This window comes from Streptomyces ochraceiscleroticus (assembly GCF_000720485.1).
GTDB lineage: Bacteria > Actinomycetota > Actinomycetes > Streptomycetales > Streptomycetaceae > Streptomyces > Streptomyces ochraceiscleroticus.
Genome location: NZ_JOAX01000007.1, coordinates 129,279 through 147,040 on the forward strand (window position 1 = coordinate 129,279; position 17,762 = coordinate 147,040).

The window sequence follows — 17,762 nt, forward strand, 5'->3', positions numbered from 1 at the left end:
GCCCGTGCCGCGCGGGACTACCCGGCGGCAGCCGGAACGGCATACACGGAGCCGTCCGAGTCACTCCAAGTAACCGCATCCGGGTGGGAGTTGAGCGGGTCGGCCGCGGCATACACGCACAGTGCACGCAGACGCTGCCGCAGGCGGCCGGGGTCGGCGGGCGGGCCGCCCGGCGAGATGTCCGCGGCGAGCCGGTACGCGCCACCGCTGCCGGCGGGCAGCAGGTACGTCAGGTGCCAGACATCCGTGCCCGGCAGCCGGTCCAGCAGCGCGGAGGTGAGGTCGCCGGGGTCGGTGAGGCCGTCGGCCAGCAGCAGCACCTGGCAGGTGGCGCGGTGGCCGCGCCAGAGGAACGTGACCGCGTACCGCCCGGGACTTCCGGCGGCCTGTTCGACGAGGGGCGCGCCACGCCGTTCGACCTCCGCCCAGAAGTCCGCGATCAGGGCCGGGCGTTGGGCATCGGCGGCGGTGGCGAGCCGGGCGGCGAGGCGCTCGACACACAGGCCGGCCGTGCGCGATGGCCGCGAGTCCCGCACGCCGGGACCGTCAAGGACGTACATCTCTCCCGCTTTCCTGGGCAGCGCGGACCGCTGGAGCCACGCGCCGCAGACAAGTGTAACTTAGGTAAGGCTAACCTAATACAGACCTAGGGGGATGGCACGGGAACGGCGGCAGGGCATAGCCTGGCCCGTGCAGCTGGTTCGCCCTGTCCGCCAGGCAGGCGCGTCGTAAGAGGGAACCCGGTGGGAATCCGGGACTGCCCCGCAGCGGTGAGCGGGAACGACCGCCGTCATACGCACTGGACCGACCGGGTCCGGGAAGCGACGGCCAGTAGGTGTCTGCCTTGGGCGGACGTGCTCGTGAGTCCGAAGACCTGCCCGTTGCCCGCACGCGACCTGTCGTGTGCGGCCTCCCGGTGACCTCGAGGGCGGGTCGGCGTACAGCAGGGACGCGGCATACGAGCGGCCCCTCCGCTGTGCACTCCCTTCGCGCTCTCGTGCCCGTCGCCGGGCATTCGGAGACACGCTCGCGAAGGAGAGCAACGTGACCAGCAAGAACACCGCCACGGCCGTACGGGCCACCGTGTACGGCTATCCCCGGCAGGGGCCGGACCGGGAACTGAAGAAGGCGGTCGAGGGGTACTGGAAGGGCCGCGTCACCGCCGACGCGCTCCGTGAGACCGCAGCCGACCTGCGCCGCTCCGTCTGGCGGGAGCTGACCGAGGCGGGCCTTGACGAGGTGCCGACCGGCGACTTCTCGTACTACGACCATGTGCTGGACACCAGCGTCATGGTCGGCGCGATCCCCCGCCGGCACCGCGCCGCTGTCGAAACGGACGCCCTGGACGGGTACTTCGCCATGGCCCGCGGCACGCAGGACGCGGCGCCGCTGGAGATGACCAAGTGGTTCGACACCAACTACCACTACCTGGTGCCGGAACTGGGCCCCGACACCGTCTTCGCCGCCGACTCCCGCAAGCAGGTCACCGAGCTGAGTGAGGCCCGCGCGCTCGGCCACACCGCACGCCCCGTCCTGGTCGGCCCGGTCACCTACCTTCTGCTGGCCAAGCCGGCCCCCGGCGTGGACCCCGGCTTCGAGCCGCTCACCCTGCTCGACCGGCTGCTGCCCGTGTACGCGGAGGTCCTCGCCGATCTGCAGGCCGCCGGCGCCGAGTGGATCCAGCTCGACGAGCCGGCCCTCGTGCAGGACCGCACCCCGGCCGAACTGAACGCGGCGGCCCGCGCATACCGCGATCTCGGCGCCCTGACCGACCGCCCGCAGCTCCTCGTCGCGACCTACTTCGGCCGCCTCGGCGAGGCCCTGCCGGTACTGGCCAAGGCCCCCGTCGAGGGCCTGGCGATGGACTTCACCGAAGCGGCGGCCGCCAATCTGGACGATCTCGCGGCGGCCGGCGGCCTGCCCGGAAAGCGCCTGGTCGCGGGCGTCGTCAACGGCCGCAACATCTGGATCGACAACCACGAGAAGTCGCTCGCCACCCTCGGCACCCTCCTGGGCCTCGCCGACCGGGTCGACGTGGCGGCTTCCTGCTCGCTGCTGCACGTCCCGCTGGACGCGGCCGCCGAGCGCGACATCGACCCGCAGATCGGCCGCTGGCTGGCCTTCGCCCGGCAGAAGACCGCCGAGCTCGTCACCCTGGCCCGCGGGCTGACGCACGGCACCGGCATCATCGCCGCCGAACTCGCCGCCAACCGCGCCGACCTCGCCTCCCGTACCGGCGCTGCGCTCACCCACGACCCGGCCGTCCGGGCCCGCGCCGCGGCCGTCACCGCCGCCGACTGCCGGCGCTCCCAGCCGTATCCCGAGCGGTCCGCCGCGCAGCGCGCCCACCTCGGCCTGCCGCCGCTGCCCACGACCACCATCGGCTCCTTCCCGCAGACGGCCGCGCTGCGCACGGCACGTGCCGATCTGCGCGCCGGGCGGATCGACGAGGCCGCGTACGAGGAGCGCATCGCGGCGGAGATCCGCGAGGTCGTCGGCTACCAGGAGAAGGCCGGACTCGACGTCCTGGTGCACGGCGAGGCGGAACGCAACGACATGGTGCAGCACTTCGCCGAGCGGCTGACCGGCTACCTCGCCACCCGGCACGGCTGGGTCCAGTCCTACGGCACCCGCTACGTCCGCCCTCCGGTGCTGGCCGGCGACGTCTCGCGCCCGGAGCCGATGACGGTGCGCTGGACCCGGTACGCGCAGTCGCTCACCGGACGGCCGGTCAAGGGCATGCTCACCGGCCCGGTCACGATGCTCGCGTGGTCCTTTGTCCGCGACGACCAGCCGCTCGCCGACACCGCGCGCCAGGTCGCGCTGGCGCTGCGCGACGAGGTGGCCGACCTGGAGGCGGCGGGCACGGCGGTCATCCAGGTGGACGAGCCGGCGCTGCGCGAGACGCTCCCGCTGCGCGCCGCCGACCACGCGGCGTACCTGGCCTGGGCCACCGAGGCGTTCCGGCTCGCCACCGGCGGCGTGCGGCCCGACACCCAGATCCATACGCACATGTGTTACGCGGAGTTCGGCGACATCCTGCCGGCCATCGACGACCTCGACGCCGATGTGATCAGCCTGGAGGCGGCCCGTTCCCACATGCGGGTGGCCGGCGAGCTGGCCGCCGCGGGGTATCCGCGCGAGGTCGGCCCGGGTGTCTACGACATCCACTCGCCGCGCGTCCCGGACCCCGACGAGATCGAGGCCCTGATCCGCGCGGCGCTGACGGCCGTTCCCGCCGAGCGGCTGTGGGTCAACCCCGACTGCGGCCTGAAGACGAGGGGCTGGCCGGAGACCTGTACGTCACTGGAGCACCTGGTCGCGGCGGCCCACCGCGTCCGCCGGACGGTCCTGACGCGGAGGGACACTCCCTGACTCTTCGCTGACTCGTCCTGACTTTTCGCTGGCTCTCCCTGATGCTCGCCGCCGTTGGCATTCGCCGGAACACCGACCTCGGTACCGGGGCGTGACTCGTGGGATGCTGGGGCGGGTCCTTGGATCATGGCGAGCATCGGGAGAGTACGGCAGCGTGATAGCAGCGACACGGCGGGCCGGCATCCGCACCTGGGATCGCTTCGCGGCGTCCGACCCGGGACTGCTGCGGCTGATGGCGGGGCTGCGGACGGTCGGCGCGATCGTGCTGGCCCTCGCCGTCCTCGCGCTGCTCGGCACGGATGTCACGCACATGGTGGCGGGCGCCATGGCGGCCATGGTCGCCACCTTCGCGATCAAGGAGAAGGAGGTGCGCGGCCAGGCCGTCACGCTCGCGTGCGGTCTGCCCGTCGCACTCGCCGCGATGTCGCTGGGGGCGCTGCTGCACACCCGGATCATCGCCGGTGACATCTTCTTCGTGCTGCTGATCTTCGGAGCGGTGTACGGGCGGCGGTTCGGCGACCGCGGCACGGCCCTGGGCCTGATCGGCTTCCAGGTCTACTTCGTGTCGCTGTTCGTCCAGGCCACCGTCGGCGCGCTGCCGGAGCTGTATCTGACGCTGGCCGTCGCCTTCGCGTGCAGCGCGGTCGTCCGCTTCGCCGTCGTACCGGAGACGCCCCAGCGCACCCTGGGGCGGCTCCGCGAGGCGTTCAGGGCACGGCTCGCGCAACTGCTGGCGGCGCAGATCGAGCTGCTGGACGCCGGCCCCGACGACCTGGACAAGGTCCTGGACAGTCTGCGGCGGCGCACGGCCCGGCTGCACGAGGCGGCCCTGATGATCCAGGGCCGGCTGGAGGAGGGGACCCGGGACGAGGCCACGGCGGCGCGGCTGCAGCGCCGTATCGCGGACGCCGAGATCGCCGCCGAGCGGCTGGGCGTCATCCTGCTCAACGCGCGCAGCTCCGAGCGCGCCGACACCATCACGATGCATCTGCCGCACGCGCCGGTGCAGGTCGCCGCCGAGCGGCTGCCGAGCGAGGACGCCGAGACCCGCACCCTGCGCCGCGACCTGGGCGCGCTGCACCTGCTGATCGCGCGCCGCGGTGCCGACGAGCGCGGCATGGCCCTGGCACACGTACGGAACCGACTGCTCGGCTACCGCGACGAGGACAAGCTGCCGGCGGCCTCGCCCGCCGTCCAGGACGTCTTCCGCGGCATCGGTGAGGCAGCGCGCGCCGTGCTGGGTCTGCGGCTCGCGCTGGACGGGCCGCAGGACGCGTCCGACGACAGCCCCGCGACGGCCCGCTCCCGTGAGGAGTTCGACGCCGAGGACGTCGCGATGGCCGGCCTGGACGAGGCGGACGAGGAAGCCGCCGACGAGCGCACCGGGCTGAAGCGGCCCACCACCCGGGCCGCCTTCCAGGTCGCGGTGGGCTCGACGCTGGCCATCATCGGCGGCGAGTTCCTCTCCAGCCAGCGCTGGTACTGGGCGGTGCTGACCTGCTGGGTCGTCTTCCTCAACACCGCGTCGACGGGCGAGATCCTGGTCAAGGGCTACCGCCGGCTGGTGGGCACGATCCTCGGCGTGGTCGCCGGTGTCGCGCTCGCGGGGCTCGTCGGGAACAACACCTGGCTCGCGTTCGGCCTCGTCCTGCTCTTCATCTTCGGGATGTTCTTCACGGCACCGCTGTCGTACGCGCTGATGTCCTTCTGCGTCACCGCCATGCTGGGCCTGCTCTACACCCTGCTGAACACCTACAGCCTGGCCGTGCTGGTGCTGCGCATCGAGGAGACGGCGCTCGGCGCGGCCTGCGGGATCATCGCCGCCGTGCTGGTGCTGCCGGTGCACACCGACCGCCGCACGGACGAACTGCTGGGCACGGTGCTGGAGCGGCTGCGCGACGTGGTGACGGCCGCGGTGGCACAGCTCAGTGGCGGCCCCGCAGCCGACCTGCTGGACAAGGCGCGCGACCTGGACTCGGCGCTGGACGATCTGCGTGCCTCCACGCAGCCGCTGACGCACCCGATCACGCCGCTGCGGGGGCGCCGGCAGACCGCCCGCTATCTGGTGGCGCTGCTGGAGACCTGCGCGTACCACGCCCGTTCGCTGGCGGCGACGGCCGAGCTCGTGCCGTACAGCAAGAACGTCGCGGCCGACCCGCGGCTGGAGCGGGCCGGCAAGCGCATCGCGCGCAACATCGACATCATCGTGGCGCGCGTCGTGGAGGAGAGCACCCGCGGCGAGGTCTCCTCCGGCGCGAGCATCGCCTCGGTACTGGAGGCGAACGGCACCGCCGGGCCTGCCTCGGGCACGGTCACCTTCCGCGTCCTGCGCCACCTCCAGCGCCTCGACGAGGGCGTCATCGGCCTCGCCCGCCCGCTGGAGGTCCCGGTGTCGGGCCGCAATGTGGGGACGACCGGCTGAGCGCCTCCTTCGAGAGGGCGGCCTCAGCCGGACGTCGTGCGGCTCCCCGCGGTCGCGGCCGCCGCGGCGGGCTCGTCGGGCGAGTGCTCCGGGACGGGGCGGGACCGGGGACGGTCGGTCGTGGCCCGGGGCAGACGGAACGCCCAGTTCAGGCGCGGTTCCATGACCGGGCGGAAGAAGCGGCGGACCGGGGGCGAGGTGAGCGCCAGCGCGAGGGCGACGCCGAAGGCGGTGACGGTCAGTTCGCCGGCCGGGGTGTGCCAGAAGGGCGCGTCGAACCAGCCCTTCCAGGCGGCGGTGCGGACGAAGAAGCCGTGCAGCAGGTAGGCGCAGAGGGTGCCGGCGCCCAGCGGGGTGAACCAGGTGCGGCGGCGCGGGACCCAGGCCAGGAACGCCACCGCGAGGACCAGCGAGCAGGCGGTGGTGGCCAGCGTCATCGCCATCCCGACCGGCCAGGAGACGTGCAGATCCTCCCAACTGTGGTTGTGCATGGCCCACTGGGCGGTCATCCGGCCCTTGGCCCAGTAGGCCATCGCGGCGCCGCCCGCCAGCACCGGCACCGCGGCGATCCGTACCCACCGTGCCCGCAGCAGTTGCCAGTGCTCGGGGCGCAGCACGAGGCCGATCACGAAGAACGGCAGGAACTGCAGGACGCGGGCGAGATTGAGGACGCCGCTCAAAGGGGTGGCCGCGCCGATCAGCGCGGCGGCGAGGGCGAGGCCGACCGCGACGTACCAGCGCATCGCGCGCCACACCGGGGCGGTGAGCCGCCATACGAAGAGCGCCGCGAGGAACCAGGTGAGGTACCACGGGGAGAGCAGGCTGAGGTCGTTGTGCCGGCCGTCGACGGCGTTGCCGTAGAGGGTGTACGCGGCCTCGAAGACGAGGTACGGCACGGCGACCCCGGTGATCAGCCGTTTGCCCTGCTCGGGCTTGAAGGCGAAGCTCCGCGAGAAGTAGCCGGAGATCACGATGAACAGCGGCATATGGAACATGTAAAGGAACAGATAGCCGGACCACACGGCGTGGCTGTCCTTGAGCGGCTGCCAGGCGTGCCCGGCCACGACCAGGACCATGGCCAGCAGCTTCGCGTTGTCGAAGAACGGATCGCGTCCCGTGCCCTGTGTGTCCGGCGAGCGCTGTCCCACGTGACCTCCTCAGCGATGACCGCGGCGCCTTCCCGCTGTCCCCACCGCTTCCACCGGTCACCGTGAGCGGGACGGCCCACCCTCCTCCTACACGTTGTAGGGGACGACCCTAGGGGCCCAGGGGGTGCGGCGTCGAATGTCGCAGGAAGGCGTGGCGGACGGCCGCGCGGCGTCCCCGGGCGACGGCGCCCCGCCGTGCGGGGAGGCGGCACCCGGCCGTGCAGAGCTGTGGCCGCAGCGTGACACTGGGCGCATGGATTGGTACCCCCTGCGGCTGACCACGCCCGTGAAGCAGCACGTCTTCGGCGGCCGGGCCATCCCCGACCGGCTCGGGCGCGGCGGGCTGCCCGAAGGGCCGGTCGCCGAGACCTGGGAGGTCAGCGACGTGGACGGGGAAGGCGCGCGGATCGGGAACGGCGCGCTCGCCGGGTGGACGCTGCGCCGCCTGACCCTGGAGCATCCGGCGGAGCTGGTCGGGCGCGGCTGGCACGGCCCGCGCTTCCCGCTGCTGACCAAGTTCATCGACGGCCACCGTCCGCTCCCGGTCCATCTCCACCCCGACGACGCCGCGGCCCGCGGCAAGGAGGGCGAGCCGAATGGCAAGACCGAGGCGTGGCACATCCTCGACGCCCCGCCCGGCGCCACCGCGTACGCGGGCGTGCACCCAGGGGTGGACCGCGCACGGCTGCGACAGGCGCTGCTCGGCCAGGACTTCGCCTCCGTACTGCGGCGGCTGCCGGTCCGCGCGGGCGACACCCTGTACGTACCGGCCGGGACGCTGCACCGCTTCGGGCCCGACACGCTGGTGTACGAGATCGAGCAGACCTCGGACCTGCAGCAGCACGCGATGCGGCACCGGATGGAGGACGGTTCGCCGCTGGACGAGGCGGAGTGGCGGGCGAACATCGAGGCGCTGCTGGAGGAGTGGCAGCCGGAGCCGCGGCCGGAGTTCCATCCGGGGCTGCGGCTGCCGTCGCCCGACGGCGCCGAGGGCCGGATGCTGTGCGCCGGGCCCTACTTCGCGCTGGAGCGGTGGCGCACGCGGGACGCGGGGACCTCCGCGCCGCTGGTCCGCTCGTTCGACACCGCCGTCGTCCTGAGCAACGCCGGGCCCGCGGTGACCGTGGCGTACGGGGCCGGGAGCGAGCCGCTCGGGCGGGCAGAGACGCTGCTGCTCCCCGCGGCGCTGGGGCGGATCGAGATCCACGGCCCGGCCGACGTCCTTCTCGGTTACCTGCCCGACCTCGACCGCGATGTCCGCACCCCGCTCCGTGCCGCGGGTCATGACGCGGCCGCGATCGCCGCGCTGGGCGAAGGGCTCGGCCGGCCCGGCGCCTGACGCACATCCGGCACCGAACACACGAACACGGGAGCGGTTGTTCCCCGGAACGCGTGATCAGTCACCAAAGCGCTTTCCTTGGTTGCCTGAGGCAGGCGATTCTTACGGGGCGCAAGCGACGGGCTGCAGACCGTCACCGCGCCGCTCTCGGCCGAAGTCCCTTTCCGGAACGGGAGCGTGTCCCAGAAACGCACCATGTACAAGGAGAACAACCCGATGGACTTCCTCACCAACGTGCTGGCCGGCGTCATCCACTGCGTGGGCTGGCTCGTCTGACGGAACCGCATCATCGGGCGCCGCTCCTCCCCGTCCCAGGGAGGGGCGGCGCCCGCCGTTTCGCGGGCCCTTGAAGTCCCCCCTGCACGACCGGAGTTGAGAGCTTCCTTGTCACTGCTCCACGGCCGGTAGCCGCGTCCCCACACGGCCGGCCGTCTCGCGGAGCCAGATGTGCGCCGCGTCGTGCGTATGCACCGGGTGCCACCACAGCGCCTCCCGCAACGGGACGGCCTCGTAGGGCGGCTCCAGTACGCGCACGGCGGCGATGTGCACGAAGGCCCTGGCCAGACGCTCCTGCACCAGCGCGATCCGCCGGGTGCCCGCGACCAGGAGTGGCAACGTCTGGAAGCTGTCGACGGAGACCTCGACGTGCGGTTCGATGCCGAGCATGCCGAGCTGCCGGACGGCGGGGGCGTCATAGGTGCGCTGGTAGGTGACCCACGGCAGCCGGGCCAGGTCCTCGCGGGCGAGGCGGTCACCGACGTCGGGATGGTCCTCGGCGACGAGAAAGACCCACCGGTCCTCATAGAGGTCGGTGGCGGAGAAGTCACTGATGACGCCGTGCGGCATGAGCAGGCCGTCCGTGGCACTCAGCAGTGTCGCGGTGTCGTCGACCACGCCGGCGGGGGGCTGTGTGAAGCGCAGTCGGATTCCCGGGGCCTCTTCGTGCACGACCCGTGCGAGTTCGGTGCCGAACACGGCGACGGCGTAGTCGGAGCCCACCAGCTTGAACTCCCGGCTCTCGGTGGCCGGGTCGAAGTCCGCCTGACTGCTGAAAAGCCGTTCCAGCAGGTCGCAGGCGGTGGAGGTGCGATCGAGGAGGACCTGCCCGAGAGCGGTGAGTTCGTAGTGACCGCCGACCCTGGCCAGCAGGTCGTCATCGAAATGACGCCGAAGCCGGGCCAGGGCGGCGCTCATCGCAGGCTGGCTGAGGCCGACGCGCTGCCCGGCATGGGTGACGTTGCGCTCCTCCAGCAGGGCGCGCAGGGCGACGACGAGGTTCATGTCGAGACGAGCCAGATTCACGGGATCTTCCCTTACGGCGCTGCGCCTGCCAGCAGGGCATAAACGAGGTGGATGCCGGTCATCCACGGAATCAATTTCCCAGATCAGCGGTGGTGGGTCCACATTAGTGACATCACCATCAGGAGGACACGTCTGTGAAACCCGCACCCGCATCACCGCTCTTCGCCGGACCTTTCGCGCTGGCCACTCTGTCCGCACCGGACGGACCCGCCTTTCCTGCCCTCGTCACCTCGGACAGGCAGGTGATCGACCTCCGGACCGCCTTCGACAAGCCGGAGCTGACGGTTCGTTCGCTGCTGGACCGCTGGGCGGAGGCGCTGCCGCGCCTGCACGAGCTGGTCACCGAAACCGGACCGGAGCGGCGTCCGCTCGACGAGTTCCAGGTGCACGCGCCGGTCACTCCGCGTCAGGTCTTCCAGTCGGGTGCCAACTACCGGCAGCACGTGATCGACCTGCACGTGGCCCACCGCGCTCCCGGTGACGACCGCCCCGAGGAGGAGCGGCGCGCCGAGGCCGCCGAGATCATGGACCGGCGAGCCGCGGAGGACCTGCCGTACGTGTTCATCGGTCTGCCGAGCGCGATCACGGGTCCGTACGACGATGTCGTACTGCCATCGTGGGCCGAAAAGCCGGACTGGGAACTGGAGTTGGCGGCCGTCATCGGCAGGCCCGCCCACCGGGTGTCCGTCGAGGAGGCGCTGGAGCACATCGCCGGTTACACGATTGCCAACGACCTCACCGACCGGGCCACCGTCTTCCGGCGCGACATGCCGCAGATCGGCACCGACTGGCTGCGCAGCAAGAACGCGCCCGGCTTCACCCCGCTGGGCCCGTGGATCGTGCCCGCCGGGTCGATCGCGGACCCCTCCGACCTGCGGGTGACGCTGAAGCTGAACGGCGAGACCATGCAGGACGAGTCCACCCAGGACATGATCTTCGACGTGGCGCGCATGGTGTCGTACGCCTCGCAGACCGCCCGGTTGCTGCCCGGTGACCTCGTGCTGACGGGCAGCCCGGCCGGCAACGGCATGCACTGGGGCCGGCTGCTGCGCGACGGCGACGTCATGGAGGGGTCCGTCACGGGCCTCGGCGTGCAGCGCACCCGCTGTGTGGCGGAGGCGTCATGACGCTCGACCGGAACGATCCCGAGGGCGCGATAGCCCGAGCCGCCAAGGCGTACTCCAACTGGGGCCGTTGGGGCGAGGACGATGTGCTCGGCACCCTCAACTTCCTCGACGAGACCAAGCGCCGCGAAGGTGCCGGCCTCGTCCGACGGGGTGTCAGCTTCTCCCTGTCCCAGCGCTTCGACATGAACGGCCCGCAGAAGGGCTGGCGGCGGCGCACCAACCCGGTGCACACCATGCTCGACACCGGCACCGATGCCGCCGCCGGCCACCAGGGCTTCCCGCACGGCCTCGGCGGCGCCGACGACGTGATCGCCATGCCGCTCCAGTGCTCCACCCAGTGGGACGGGCTCGGGCACATCTTCGACCACGGCAAGGCATGGAACGGCCGGGACGCCGCGCGGACCGTCACCTCCGAGGGCGACCTGGTCACCGGCATCGAGCACATGGCGCCGTACGTCGCGGGGCGCGGGGTGCTGCTGGACGTGGGCCGGGCGATCGGCACCGGCGGAGAGCTGCCCGACGGGTTCGCCATCACCGAGGACCACCTGACGGCGACTGCCGAGGCCCAAGGTGTGACCGTGGGACGCGGCGACATCGTCCTGGTACGCACCGGGCAGCTCGCCCGGGTCCGCCGCGACGGGTGGGGTGACTACGCCGGCGGCCCGGCCCCCGGCCTGTCGTTCACCACCGCGGGCTGGCTGCACCGCACCGAGATCGCCGCGATCGCCACCGACACCTGGGGCTTCGAGGTGCGGCCCAACGAGTTCGAGAACGCTTTCCAGCCGCTGCACCAGGTCGCCATCCCCAACATCGGACTCTTGGTCGGCGAGTTGTGGGATCTGGACGCGCTCGCCGAGGACTGCGCGGCCGACGGTGTGTACGCGTTCTGGCTCACCGCCGCTCCCCTGCCCATCACCGGCGCGGTCGGCTCACCCGTCAACCCGATCGCCGTCAAGTAGCGCGACGTACAAGGAAGTTACTCATGACACAGTCCCGTACCGCGCTCGTCGTCGGCGGCGGCGCGGCCGGTAACGCCGTGACGGTCCTGCTGCGCCGGGCCGGTATCGCCGTCGACCTGGTCGAGGCCAAGGACGACTGGAACGCCACCGCCGGATCCGGCATCACCCTCCAGGGGAACGCGCTGCGTGTGCTGCGTGAACTGGGCGTGTGGGAGCAGGTGAAGGCGTCCGGCTGCGGCTTCGACGCGGTCGGTATCACCGCTCCCGACGGCACCGTGCTGCACGAGCAGAGCGATCTGCGCACCGGCGGTGACGATCTGCCCGCCACCGTCGGCATGCAACGCCCCCGGCTCCAGCAGATCCTGATCGACGCGGTGCGCGCGAGCGGGGCGTCGGTGCGCCTGGGCACCAGGGCCGAGAGCCTGGACCAGGACGCGCAGGGCGTGTCCGTACGCTTCAGCGACGGCACGACCGGCCGCTACGACGTGGTGATCGCCGCCGACGGCATCGGCTCCGCGACCCGCGCCGCGATCGGCATCACCGACAAGCCCGAACCGACCGGCATGGCCATCTGGCGCATCGCCGCACCCCGCCCGGCAGGAGTGACCCGCACCGACCTCGCCTACGGCGGCCCGGCCTACATCGCGGGTTACTGCCCCACCAGCGACACCACCCTCTACGCGTACGTCGTCGAGGCCAACCGCGACCGCGCCTCGATACCGCCCGAGACCTACGCGGACGAAATGCGGCGTCTCACCTCCGCCTACGGGGGCTTCTGGCCGGAGATCACCGCGCACATCACCGATCCGGCGCAGGTCAACTACACCTGGTTCGACCGCATGCTGGTGGAGGGCTCCTGGCACCGCGGCCGCGTGGTGCTGGCCGGTGACGCCGCCCACTGCTGTCCGCCCACGCTCGCCCAGGGCGCGGCCATGTCCCTGGAGGACGCCCTCGTCCTGGCCGAGCTGCTGACCGGTGCCGAGCAGTGGGACGACGCGCTGTTCCAGGCGTACTACGACCGGCGCATCCCGCGGGTGCGGGCGGTCGTGGAGGCGTCGGTGCAGATCGGACAGTGGCAGCTGGACGGCGTCCGCGACGCCGATGTTCCAGGGCTGATGGCCCGCACCATGCCCCTGCTCAAGGAGGCGCCGTGACTCCGCCCACCGTGGACGTGCACGCCCACCTCCTGCTGCCCGACGTCGAGGCCCTGGTGGCCGGCCGGCCCGGCCTCGCCGAGGCCAAGACGCTGGACGCCCTGCGCAACGGCCCCGCGGCACTCGCCGTCAGCGGGCCCATGGTGCGCGACCGCATCCCGAAGCTGACCGACGTGACCGTACGCCTGGCCGCGATGGACGCGCAGGGCGTGGACGTCCAGCTCGTCAGCCCGTCTCCGTCGCACTACCACTACTGGGCGGACGAGGAGACGGCCGAGAAGATCTACCGGCACGCCAACGAGGCCACCGCGGCGCACTGCGCGGCGGCTCCGGAACGGCTGCGGGGGTTGGGTCTCGTACCACTGCAACACCCCGGGCAGGCCGTCGAGGCCCTGGACGACGCGTTGCGACAGGGCCTGCTGGGAGTGGAAATCTCCAGCCACGCGCCCGGCCGCGAGCTGTCCGACCCGGCGTACGAGCCGCTGTGGACGCGGGCTGAGGAGACCGGCGCCCTCCTGTTCCTGCACCCCTTCGGGTGCACGCTCGACGAGCGGCTGGACCAGTGGTACCTGTCCAACACGGTGGGACAGCCGACGGAGAACGCCGTGGCACTCTCCCACCTCATCTTCTCCGGCGTACTGGACCGGCACCCGGACCTGAAGGTCGTCGCCGCGCACGGGGGCGGCTACCTGCCCACTCATATCGGCCGCTCCGACCACGCCTGGTCCGCACGCTCCGACGCACGCGCCGGCTGCGCCCACCCGCCCAGCAGCTACCTGAAGCGGCTGTACTTCGACTCCCTCGTTCACGCCCCCCACGTGCTGCGGGAACTGATCCGGGCCGCCGGACCCGACCGGGTACTGCTCGGCTCCGACTTCCCCTTCGACATGGGCACCGAGGACCCGCTCGGCGCACTGCGCGCCGCCCAGCTGTCCGAACTCGACTTCCACGCCGTCCGCGGCGGCAATGCAGCAACTCTGCTCGACCTCGTCTGAGGAGGCACACACCATGAGCACACGTCTGCTCACCCACCTGCGGCACGTCGACCTCGCCGTGCCCGACTACGACAAGCAGCTCGACTTCTATGCCGGCGTCTGGGGCCTGACCAAGGTCGCCGAGGACTCCGGCATCTCCTTCCTCGCCGCCGAGGGCTCCCCCGAGCAGTACGTCGTCCGGCTGCGCAAGGCCGAGGAGAAGCGCCTCGACCTCGTCTCCTACGGGGCCGCGTCCCCGGCCGACGTCGACACCCTTGCCGAGCACCTGCTGGCGGGCGGCGTCCAGTTGGTGACACAGCCGGGGAAGGTGGACACCCCCGGCGGTGGCTACGGCTTCCGCTTCTTCGATGTCGACGGCCGCACCATCGAGGTCTCCGCCGACGTCGAGGTACGGCAGCACCGCAAGATCGAGGAGAAGGAGGCCATCCCGGTCAAGCTCTCCCACGTCGTTCTCAACTCCCCTGATCTGAACCGGACTCGGGAGTGGTACGAGCGCCACCTCGGCTTCCGGCTCTCCGACACGCTCAGCTCACCGCACATGGGCGAGGTCATGCACTTCATGCGGATCAGCAACCAGCACCACTCGATGGCCATCGCGCAGGGACCGCACACCGCACTGCACCACGTCTCCTTCGAGATGCGCGGCCTCGACGAGTACATGCGCGGCTCCGGGCGCGTCATGCGGGCCGGGTACCGCAAGATCTGGGGTCCGGGCCGCCACATGGCCGGTGACAACACCTTCACGTACTTCCTCGACCCGCACGGCAACACCATCGAGTACACCACCGAGCTGGAGAACCTCGACGAGGACACCTGGCACCCGCACGTCTACGACTTCTCCCAGCCCGAGGTCACCGACCAGTGGGGCACCGCCAACCCCATGAACGAACTGGTCGCCAAGGAGTCCTTCAACGACCCCGACCGCGGCTGCTTCGTCGCCCCGCCGGTCTGACCACACCGAGTTCCGGGGGCGCGGCAGCCCTGTCAACGCCCTGACGCCAGCAGTCCGCGCCCCCGGCCCCCGCCCGAGCACCAGGAGGCCCCGCATGCGCTTCGCCGCGTACGCACACCAGCACCAGCCCTGTGCCGCCGTCGTCGGAGAAGACGGCACCCTCCATCCCGTACCCGGAGCCCGTTCCCTCACCGAACTGATCCGCTCCGGCGAGGGCCTTCCCGCTCTGCTCGACGCCGGCGCCGCCGCACTCGACGCACCGCCCGGCCCGCACGTCTCCCAGGTACGACTACTGCCACCTCTCCAACCTTCGTCCGTACGGGACTTCGTCACCTTCGAAGAACACGTCGAGGGCGTCCGCCGTGCTGTCGACGGCGTCGCCGGGGTGCCCGAGCAGTGGTACGCGGCGCCGACCTTCTACTTCACCAACCCGCACGCCATCTACGGCCCGCACGACGACGTCCCCATGCCGCCCGGCTCCGCCGCCTTGGACTTCGAGCTCGAAGTGGGTGCCGTCATCGGCCGCGAGGGCAGCGACCTCACCCCCGAACAGGCCCGCGACCACATCGTCGGCTACACCGTCTTCAACGACTGGTCGGCGCGCGATCTGCAGTCCGCCGAGATGAAGGTGGGCCTCGGCCCCTGCAAGGGCAAGGACACCGCCACCACCCTCGGCCCGTACCTCGTCACCGCCGACGAGCTGGAGCCCTATCGGGACGCCGACGGCTTCCTGCGCCTGGCCCTGACCGCGGAGATCAACGGCGAGGCCGTCGGCGAGGACCTGCTGTCCCACATGAGCTGGACCTTCGAGGAGATGGCCGCCTACGCCTCCCGCGGCACCCGCGTCGTGCCGGGCGATGTCCTGGGCTCCGGCACCTGCGGCAACGGCGGCTGCCTGGCCGAGCTGTGGGGCCGACGCGGCGAACAGACCCCGCCGCCGCTGAAGCCCGGCGACACCGTCACCCTCACGGTCGAGGGCATCGGTACCGTCGCCAACACCGTCGTACCCGGCGCCGATCCCGTACCGCTGCCGGCCGGCCGACGTCGCCACCGGGAGCGGCCGTGACCGACGAACACTCCCAGAGACTGCTGGGAAAGGTCGTCGTCGTCACCGGAGCGGCCCGCGGCCAGGGCGCCGCCGAAGCCGAGGCCCTGACCCGGGAAGGCGCGCAGGTCATCGCCACCGACGTCGAACCCGCGAGCGGCTGCCGGCGTCTCGACGTCGCCAGCGAGCAGGACTGGGCCGACCTGGCCGCCGAGCTGCGCAAGACGTACGGACACGTGCACGGCCTGGTGAACAACGCGGGCATCACCTGGCGCGCACGGGTCGGCGAGGTACGCCCCGAGGACATGGCGCGCGTCCACGCGGTCAACGTCACCGGCCCGCTGCTCGGCATCCAGCACCTCGCGCCGCTCATGCCTCCGGGTGCCTGCGTGGTGAACGTCGGCTCCTCGGCAGCCCTCACCGCGCACTACCCGGTCGCCTACACGACCAGCAAGTGGGCACTGCGCGGCCTGTCGAGGGCCGCAGCCCTGGAGCTCGGGCCGCGCGGTATCCGCGTCAACGCCATCCATCCGGGCTACATCGAGACGGACATGACCGCATCCGCGGCACCGGCCTTCCGCGAGGCCAATGTCCGCGAGACGCCACTCGGCCGTACGGGAACCGCTGACGAGGTCGCACCGCTCGTCGTCTTCCTGCTGTCCGACGAGGCATCCTTCATCACCGGTGCCGAGGTCCCCGTGGACGGCGGCCTGACCGCGCACGGCGGCGTCAAGTCCGTCTCGGACGCCCTGCGTTGGGATACCGGGGGATGAAACCCAGCTCGCGGCCGGAATCCCGTGGAGAAGTCGGCCACTCCCCCGCGCCGCGGTGCAGGCATGCCGGACAGGCTGACACGACCGGCCCGTCCGCCGACCGCTTGAAGGCGATCCGGAGTGGATCACACCCCCATGCCTCCCGCCACAACGGTTCGCCCGGCGCACCTGCTCACTCTCCGGGGCGGGAAGCACTCCGTACAGCGAGGTCGAAGTCCGCGACGGACTTGGCCAGCAGGTCGACCATGGCGGCGGACGCGCGGTCCGCGTCACGTTCCCGGATGGCTTCGAGGACTGCGCGGTGACTGGGCACCGGGTCGTCGGCCACACCGTGCGGCGCGTGCACGATGTCGTCCCGGACACGCAGCACCGGCTCCATGAGCTGGTCGAGCTGAGTCAGCATCTCGTTCCCCGAGGCGGTGAGCAGTGCGCGGTGGAACGCGGCGTCCGCTGCCGCAGCAGCGTCGGTGTCGTCACCGGCCTCACCCATCGCCGTCAGCGCCCGCTCCAAAGCGGCCAGGTCCGCGTCCGTGCGGCGTTCGGCGGCATGGCGTACCGCGGCGGGTTCGACGATGGCCCGCAGCTCGGCGAGGTCGCGCAGCAGCGCTTCGCCTTTGCCGCCTGCCACGCGCCAGCGGATGACGTCCGCGTCGAGCATGTTCCATTCACTGCGCGGGCGGACGAACGTCCCGCGCTTCTGCCGTGCCGCGACCAGGCCCTTGCCCGCCAGAACCTTCAACGTCTCACGGATCACCGTGAGACTGATGTCCAACTCCTCCGCCAGCTCCCGCAGATCGAGCGTGGCACCCTCCGGCACCTCTCCGGAGACGATGCGGTAGCCGAGTCGCTCGACAACCTGGCCGTGCACACCCCGGCCTGCGTATGACGTCATGTGTGCTGCTCCCCTCACAGGCACAGCAGGACCGTGCCTCGGGCCTGACAACGTCGCGATCTTAATTACGAATAAAACACCTCCGCAAACGCCCGGCTCCGCCGTGGCCGCGGTCAGCATCCCGCAGATGGGCTCGTACCCCGCCTTCTGGCTCTCCTTCGGCCTGGTGGCCACCGGCGGCCTGATCGGGTCAGTTCCAGCCGGTCGGACGCCACCGCCCGTACCGCGTCGGCGGCCAACGTCGGTGGCGGTATCCGTGAGGGGATCCGTGCCGGCTCG

At 71.6% G+C, this 17,762-nt stretch carries 14 protein-coding genes and 1 riboswitch; of the genes, 10 read left to right on the forward strand and 4 right to left on the reverse strand.

Annotation, left to right across the window (positions count from 1 at the left end; translation table 11 throughout):
* Positions 1-17: 17 nt before the first annotated feature.
* Positions 18-560, reverse strand: coding sequence for an enterochelin esterase domain-containing protein (locus tag IG84_RS0111500; RefSeq protein ID WP_031054647.1), 543 nt, complete (start codon positions 558-560; stop codon positions 18-20).
* Between the two features lie 120 nt (positions 561-680).
* Positions 681-896, forward strand: a riboswitch (cobalamin riboswitch).
* A 148-nt stretch (positions 897-1,044) separates the two neighbouring features.
* On the opposite strand from IG84_RS0111500, the gene metE reads away from it, so the two are divergent.
* Positions 1,045-3,375, forward strand: coding sequence for a 5-methyltetrahydropteroyltriglutamate--homocysteine S-methyltransferase (metE, locus tag IG84_RS0111505; protein WP_031054648.1), 2,331 nt, complete (start codon positions 1,045-1,047; stop codon positions 3,373-3,375).
* A gap of 232 nt (positions 3,376-3,607) precedes the next feature.
* On the forward strand, positions 3,608-5,797 hold the full coding sequence (locus IG84_RS0111510) for an FUSC family protein (RefSeq protein ID WP_051861636.1): 2,190 nt from the start codon (positions 3,608-3,610) through the stop codon (positions 5,795-5,797).
* Positions 5,798-5,820: 23 nt separating this feature from the next.
* On the opposite strand, the gene IG84_RS0111515 is transcribed toward IG84_RS0111510, so the two are convergent.
* Positions 5,821-6,945, reverse strand: a complete 1,125-nt coding sequence (locus IG84_RS0111515; protein ID WP_051861621.1) for an acyltransferase family protein — start codon at positions 6,943-6,945, stop codon at positions 5,821-5,823.
* Positions 6,946-7,198: 253 nt separating this feature from the next.
* Between IG84_RS0111515 and IG84_RS0111520 the strand changes: the two genes are divergently transcribed.
* Entirely contained in the window at positions 7,199-8,284 is a 1,086-nt protein-coding gene (locus IG84_RS0111520; protein WP_031054654.1) for a class I mannose-6-phosphate isomerase, read from the forward strand.
* A gap of 387 nt (positions 8,285-8,671) precedes the next feature.
* On the opposite strand, the gene IG84_RS0111530 is transcribed toward IG84_RS0111520, so the two are convergent.
* Positions 8,672-9,586, reverse strand: a complete 915-nt coding sequence (locus IG84_RS0111530; protein ID WP_031054655.1) for a LysR family transcriptional regulator — start codon at positions 9,584-9,586, stop codon at positions 8,672-8,674.
* 134 nt (positions 9,587-9,720) lie between these two features.
* Here IG84_RS0111530 and IG84_RS0111535 point away from each other — a divergent pair, with 134 nt between their 5' ends.
* From IG84_RS0111535 to IG84_RS0111565, 7 genes are all read left to right on the forward strand, one after another.
* Complete coding sequence (locus tag IG84_RS0111535; protein WP_031054657.1) at positions 9,721-10,713, forward strand: fumarylacetoacetate hydrolase family protein; 993 nt, start codon at positions 9,721-9,723, stop codon at positions 10,711-10,713.
* A complete protein-coding gene (locus IG84_RS0111540; RefSeq protein ID WP_031054658.1) occupies positions 10,710-11,672 on the forward strand; it encodes a cyclase family protein in 963 nt (320 codons plus the stop codon). The genes IG84_RS0111535 and IG84_RS0111540 overlap by 4 nt, the downstream gene beginning before the upstream one ends.
* A gap of 23 nt (positions 11,673-11,695) precedes the next feature.
* A complete protein-coding gene (locus IG84_RS0111545) occupies positions 11,696-12,826 on the forward strand; it encodes an FAD-dependent oxidoreductase (protein ID WP_031054660.1) in 1,131 nt (376 codons plus the stop codon).
* Positions 12,823-13,821, forward strand: a complete 999-nt coding sequence (locus IG84_RS0111550; RefSeq protein ID WP_031054661.1) for an amidohydrolase family protein — start codon at positions 12,823-12,825, stop codon at positions 13,819-13,821. The genes IG84_RS0111545 and IG84_RS0111550 overlap by 4 nt, the downstream gene beginning before the upstream one ends.
* Positions 13,822-13,834: 13 nt before the next feature.
* Positions 13,835-14,773, forward strand: coding sequence for a VOC family protein (locus IG84_RS0111555; RefSeq protein WP_031054663.1), 939 nt, complete (start codon positions 13,835-13,837; stop codon positions 14,771-14,773).
* Positions 14,774-14,867: 94 nt separating this feature from the next.
* The gene (locus IG84_RS0111560) at positions 14,868-15,839 is read left to right on the forward strand and encodes a fumarylacetoacetate hydrolase family protein (RefSeq protein WP_031054664.1); all 972 of its coding nucleotides are present in this window, start codon (positions 14,868-14,870) and stop codon (positions 15,837-15,839) included.
* The gene (locus IG84_RS0111565) at positions 15,836-16,591 is read left to right on the forward strand and encodes an SDR family NAD(P)-dependent oxidoreductase (RefSeq protein WP_031054666.1); all 756 of its coding nucleotides are present in this window, start codon (positions 15,836-15,838) and stop codon (positions 16,589-16,591) included. Before IG84_RS0111560 ends, IG84_RS0111565 begins: the two co-directional genes overlap by 4 nt.
* Positions 16,592-16,763: 172 nt before the next feature.
* On the opposite strand, the gene IG84_RS0111570 is transcribed toward IG84_RS0111565, so the two are convergent.
* Positions 16,764-17,483 carry a FadR/GntR family transcriptional regulator gene (locus tag IG84_RS0111570; protein WP_031054668.1) on the reverse strand — a complete coding sequence of 240 codons (720 nt, stop codon included), beginning with the start codon at positions 17,481-17,483 and terminating at the stop codon, positions 16,764-16,766.
* Positions 17,484-17,762: the final 279 nt, after the last annotated feature.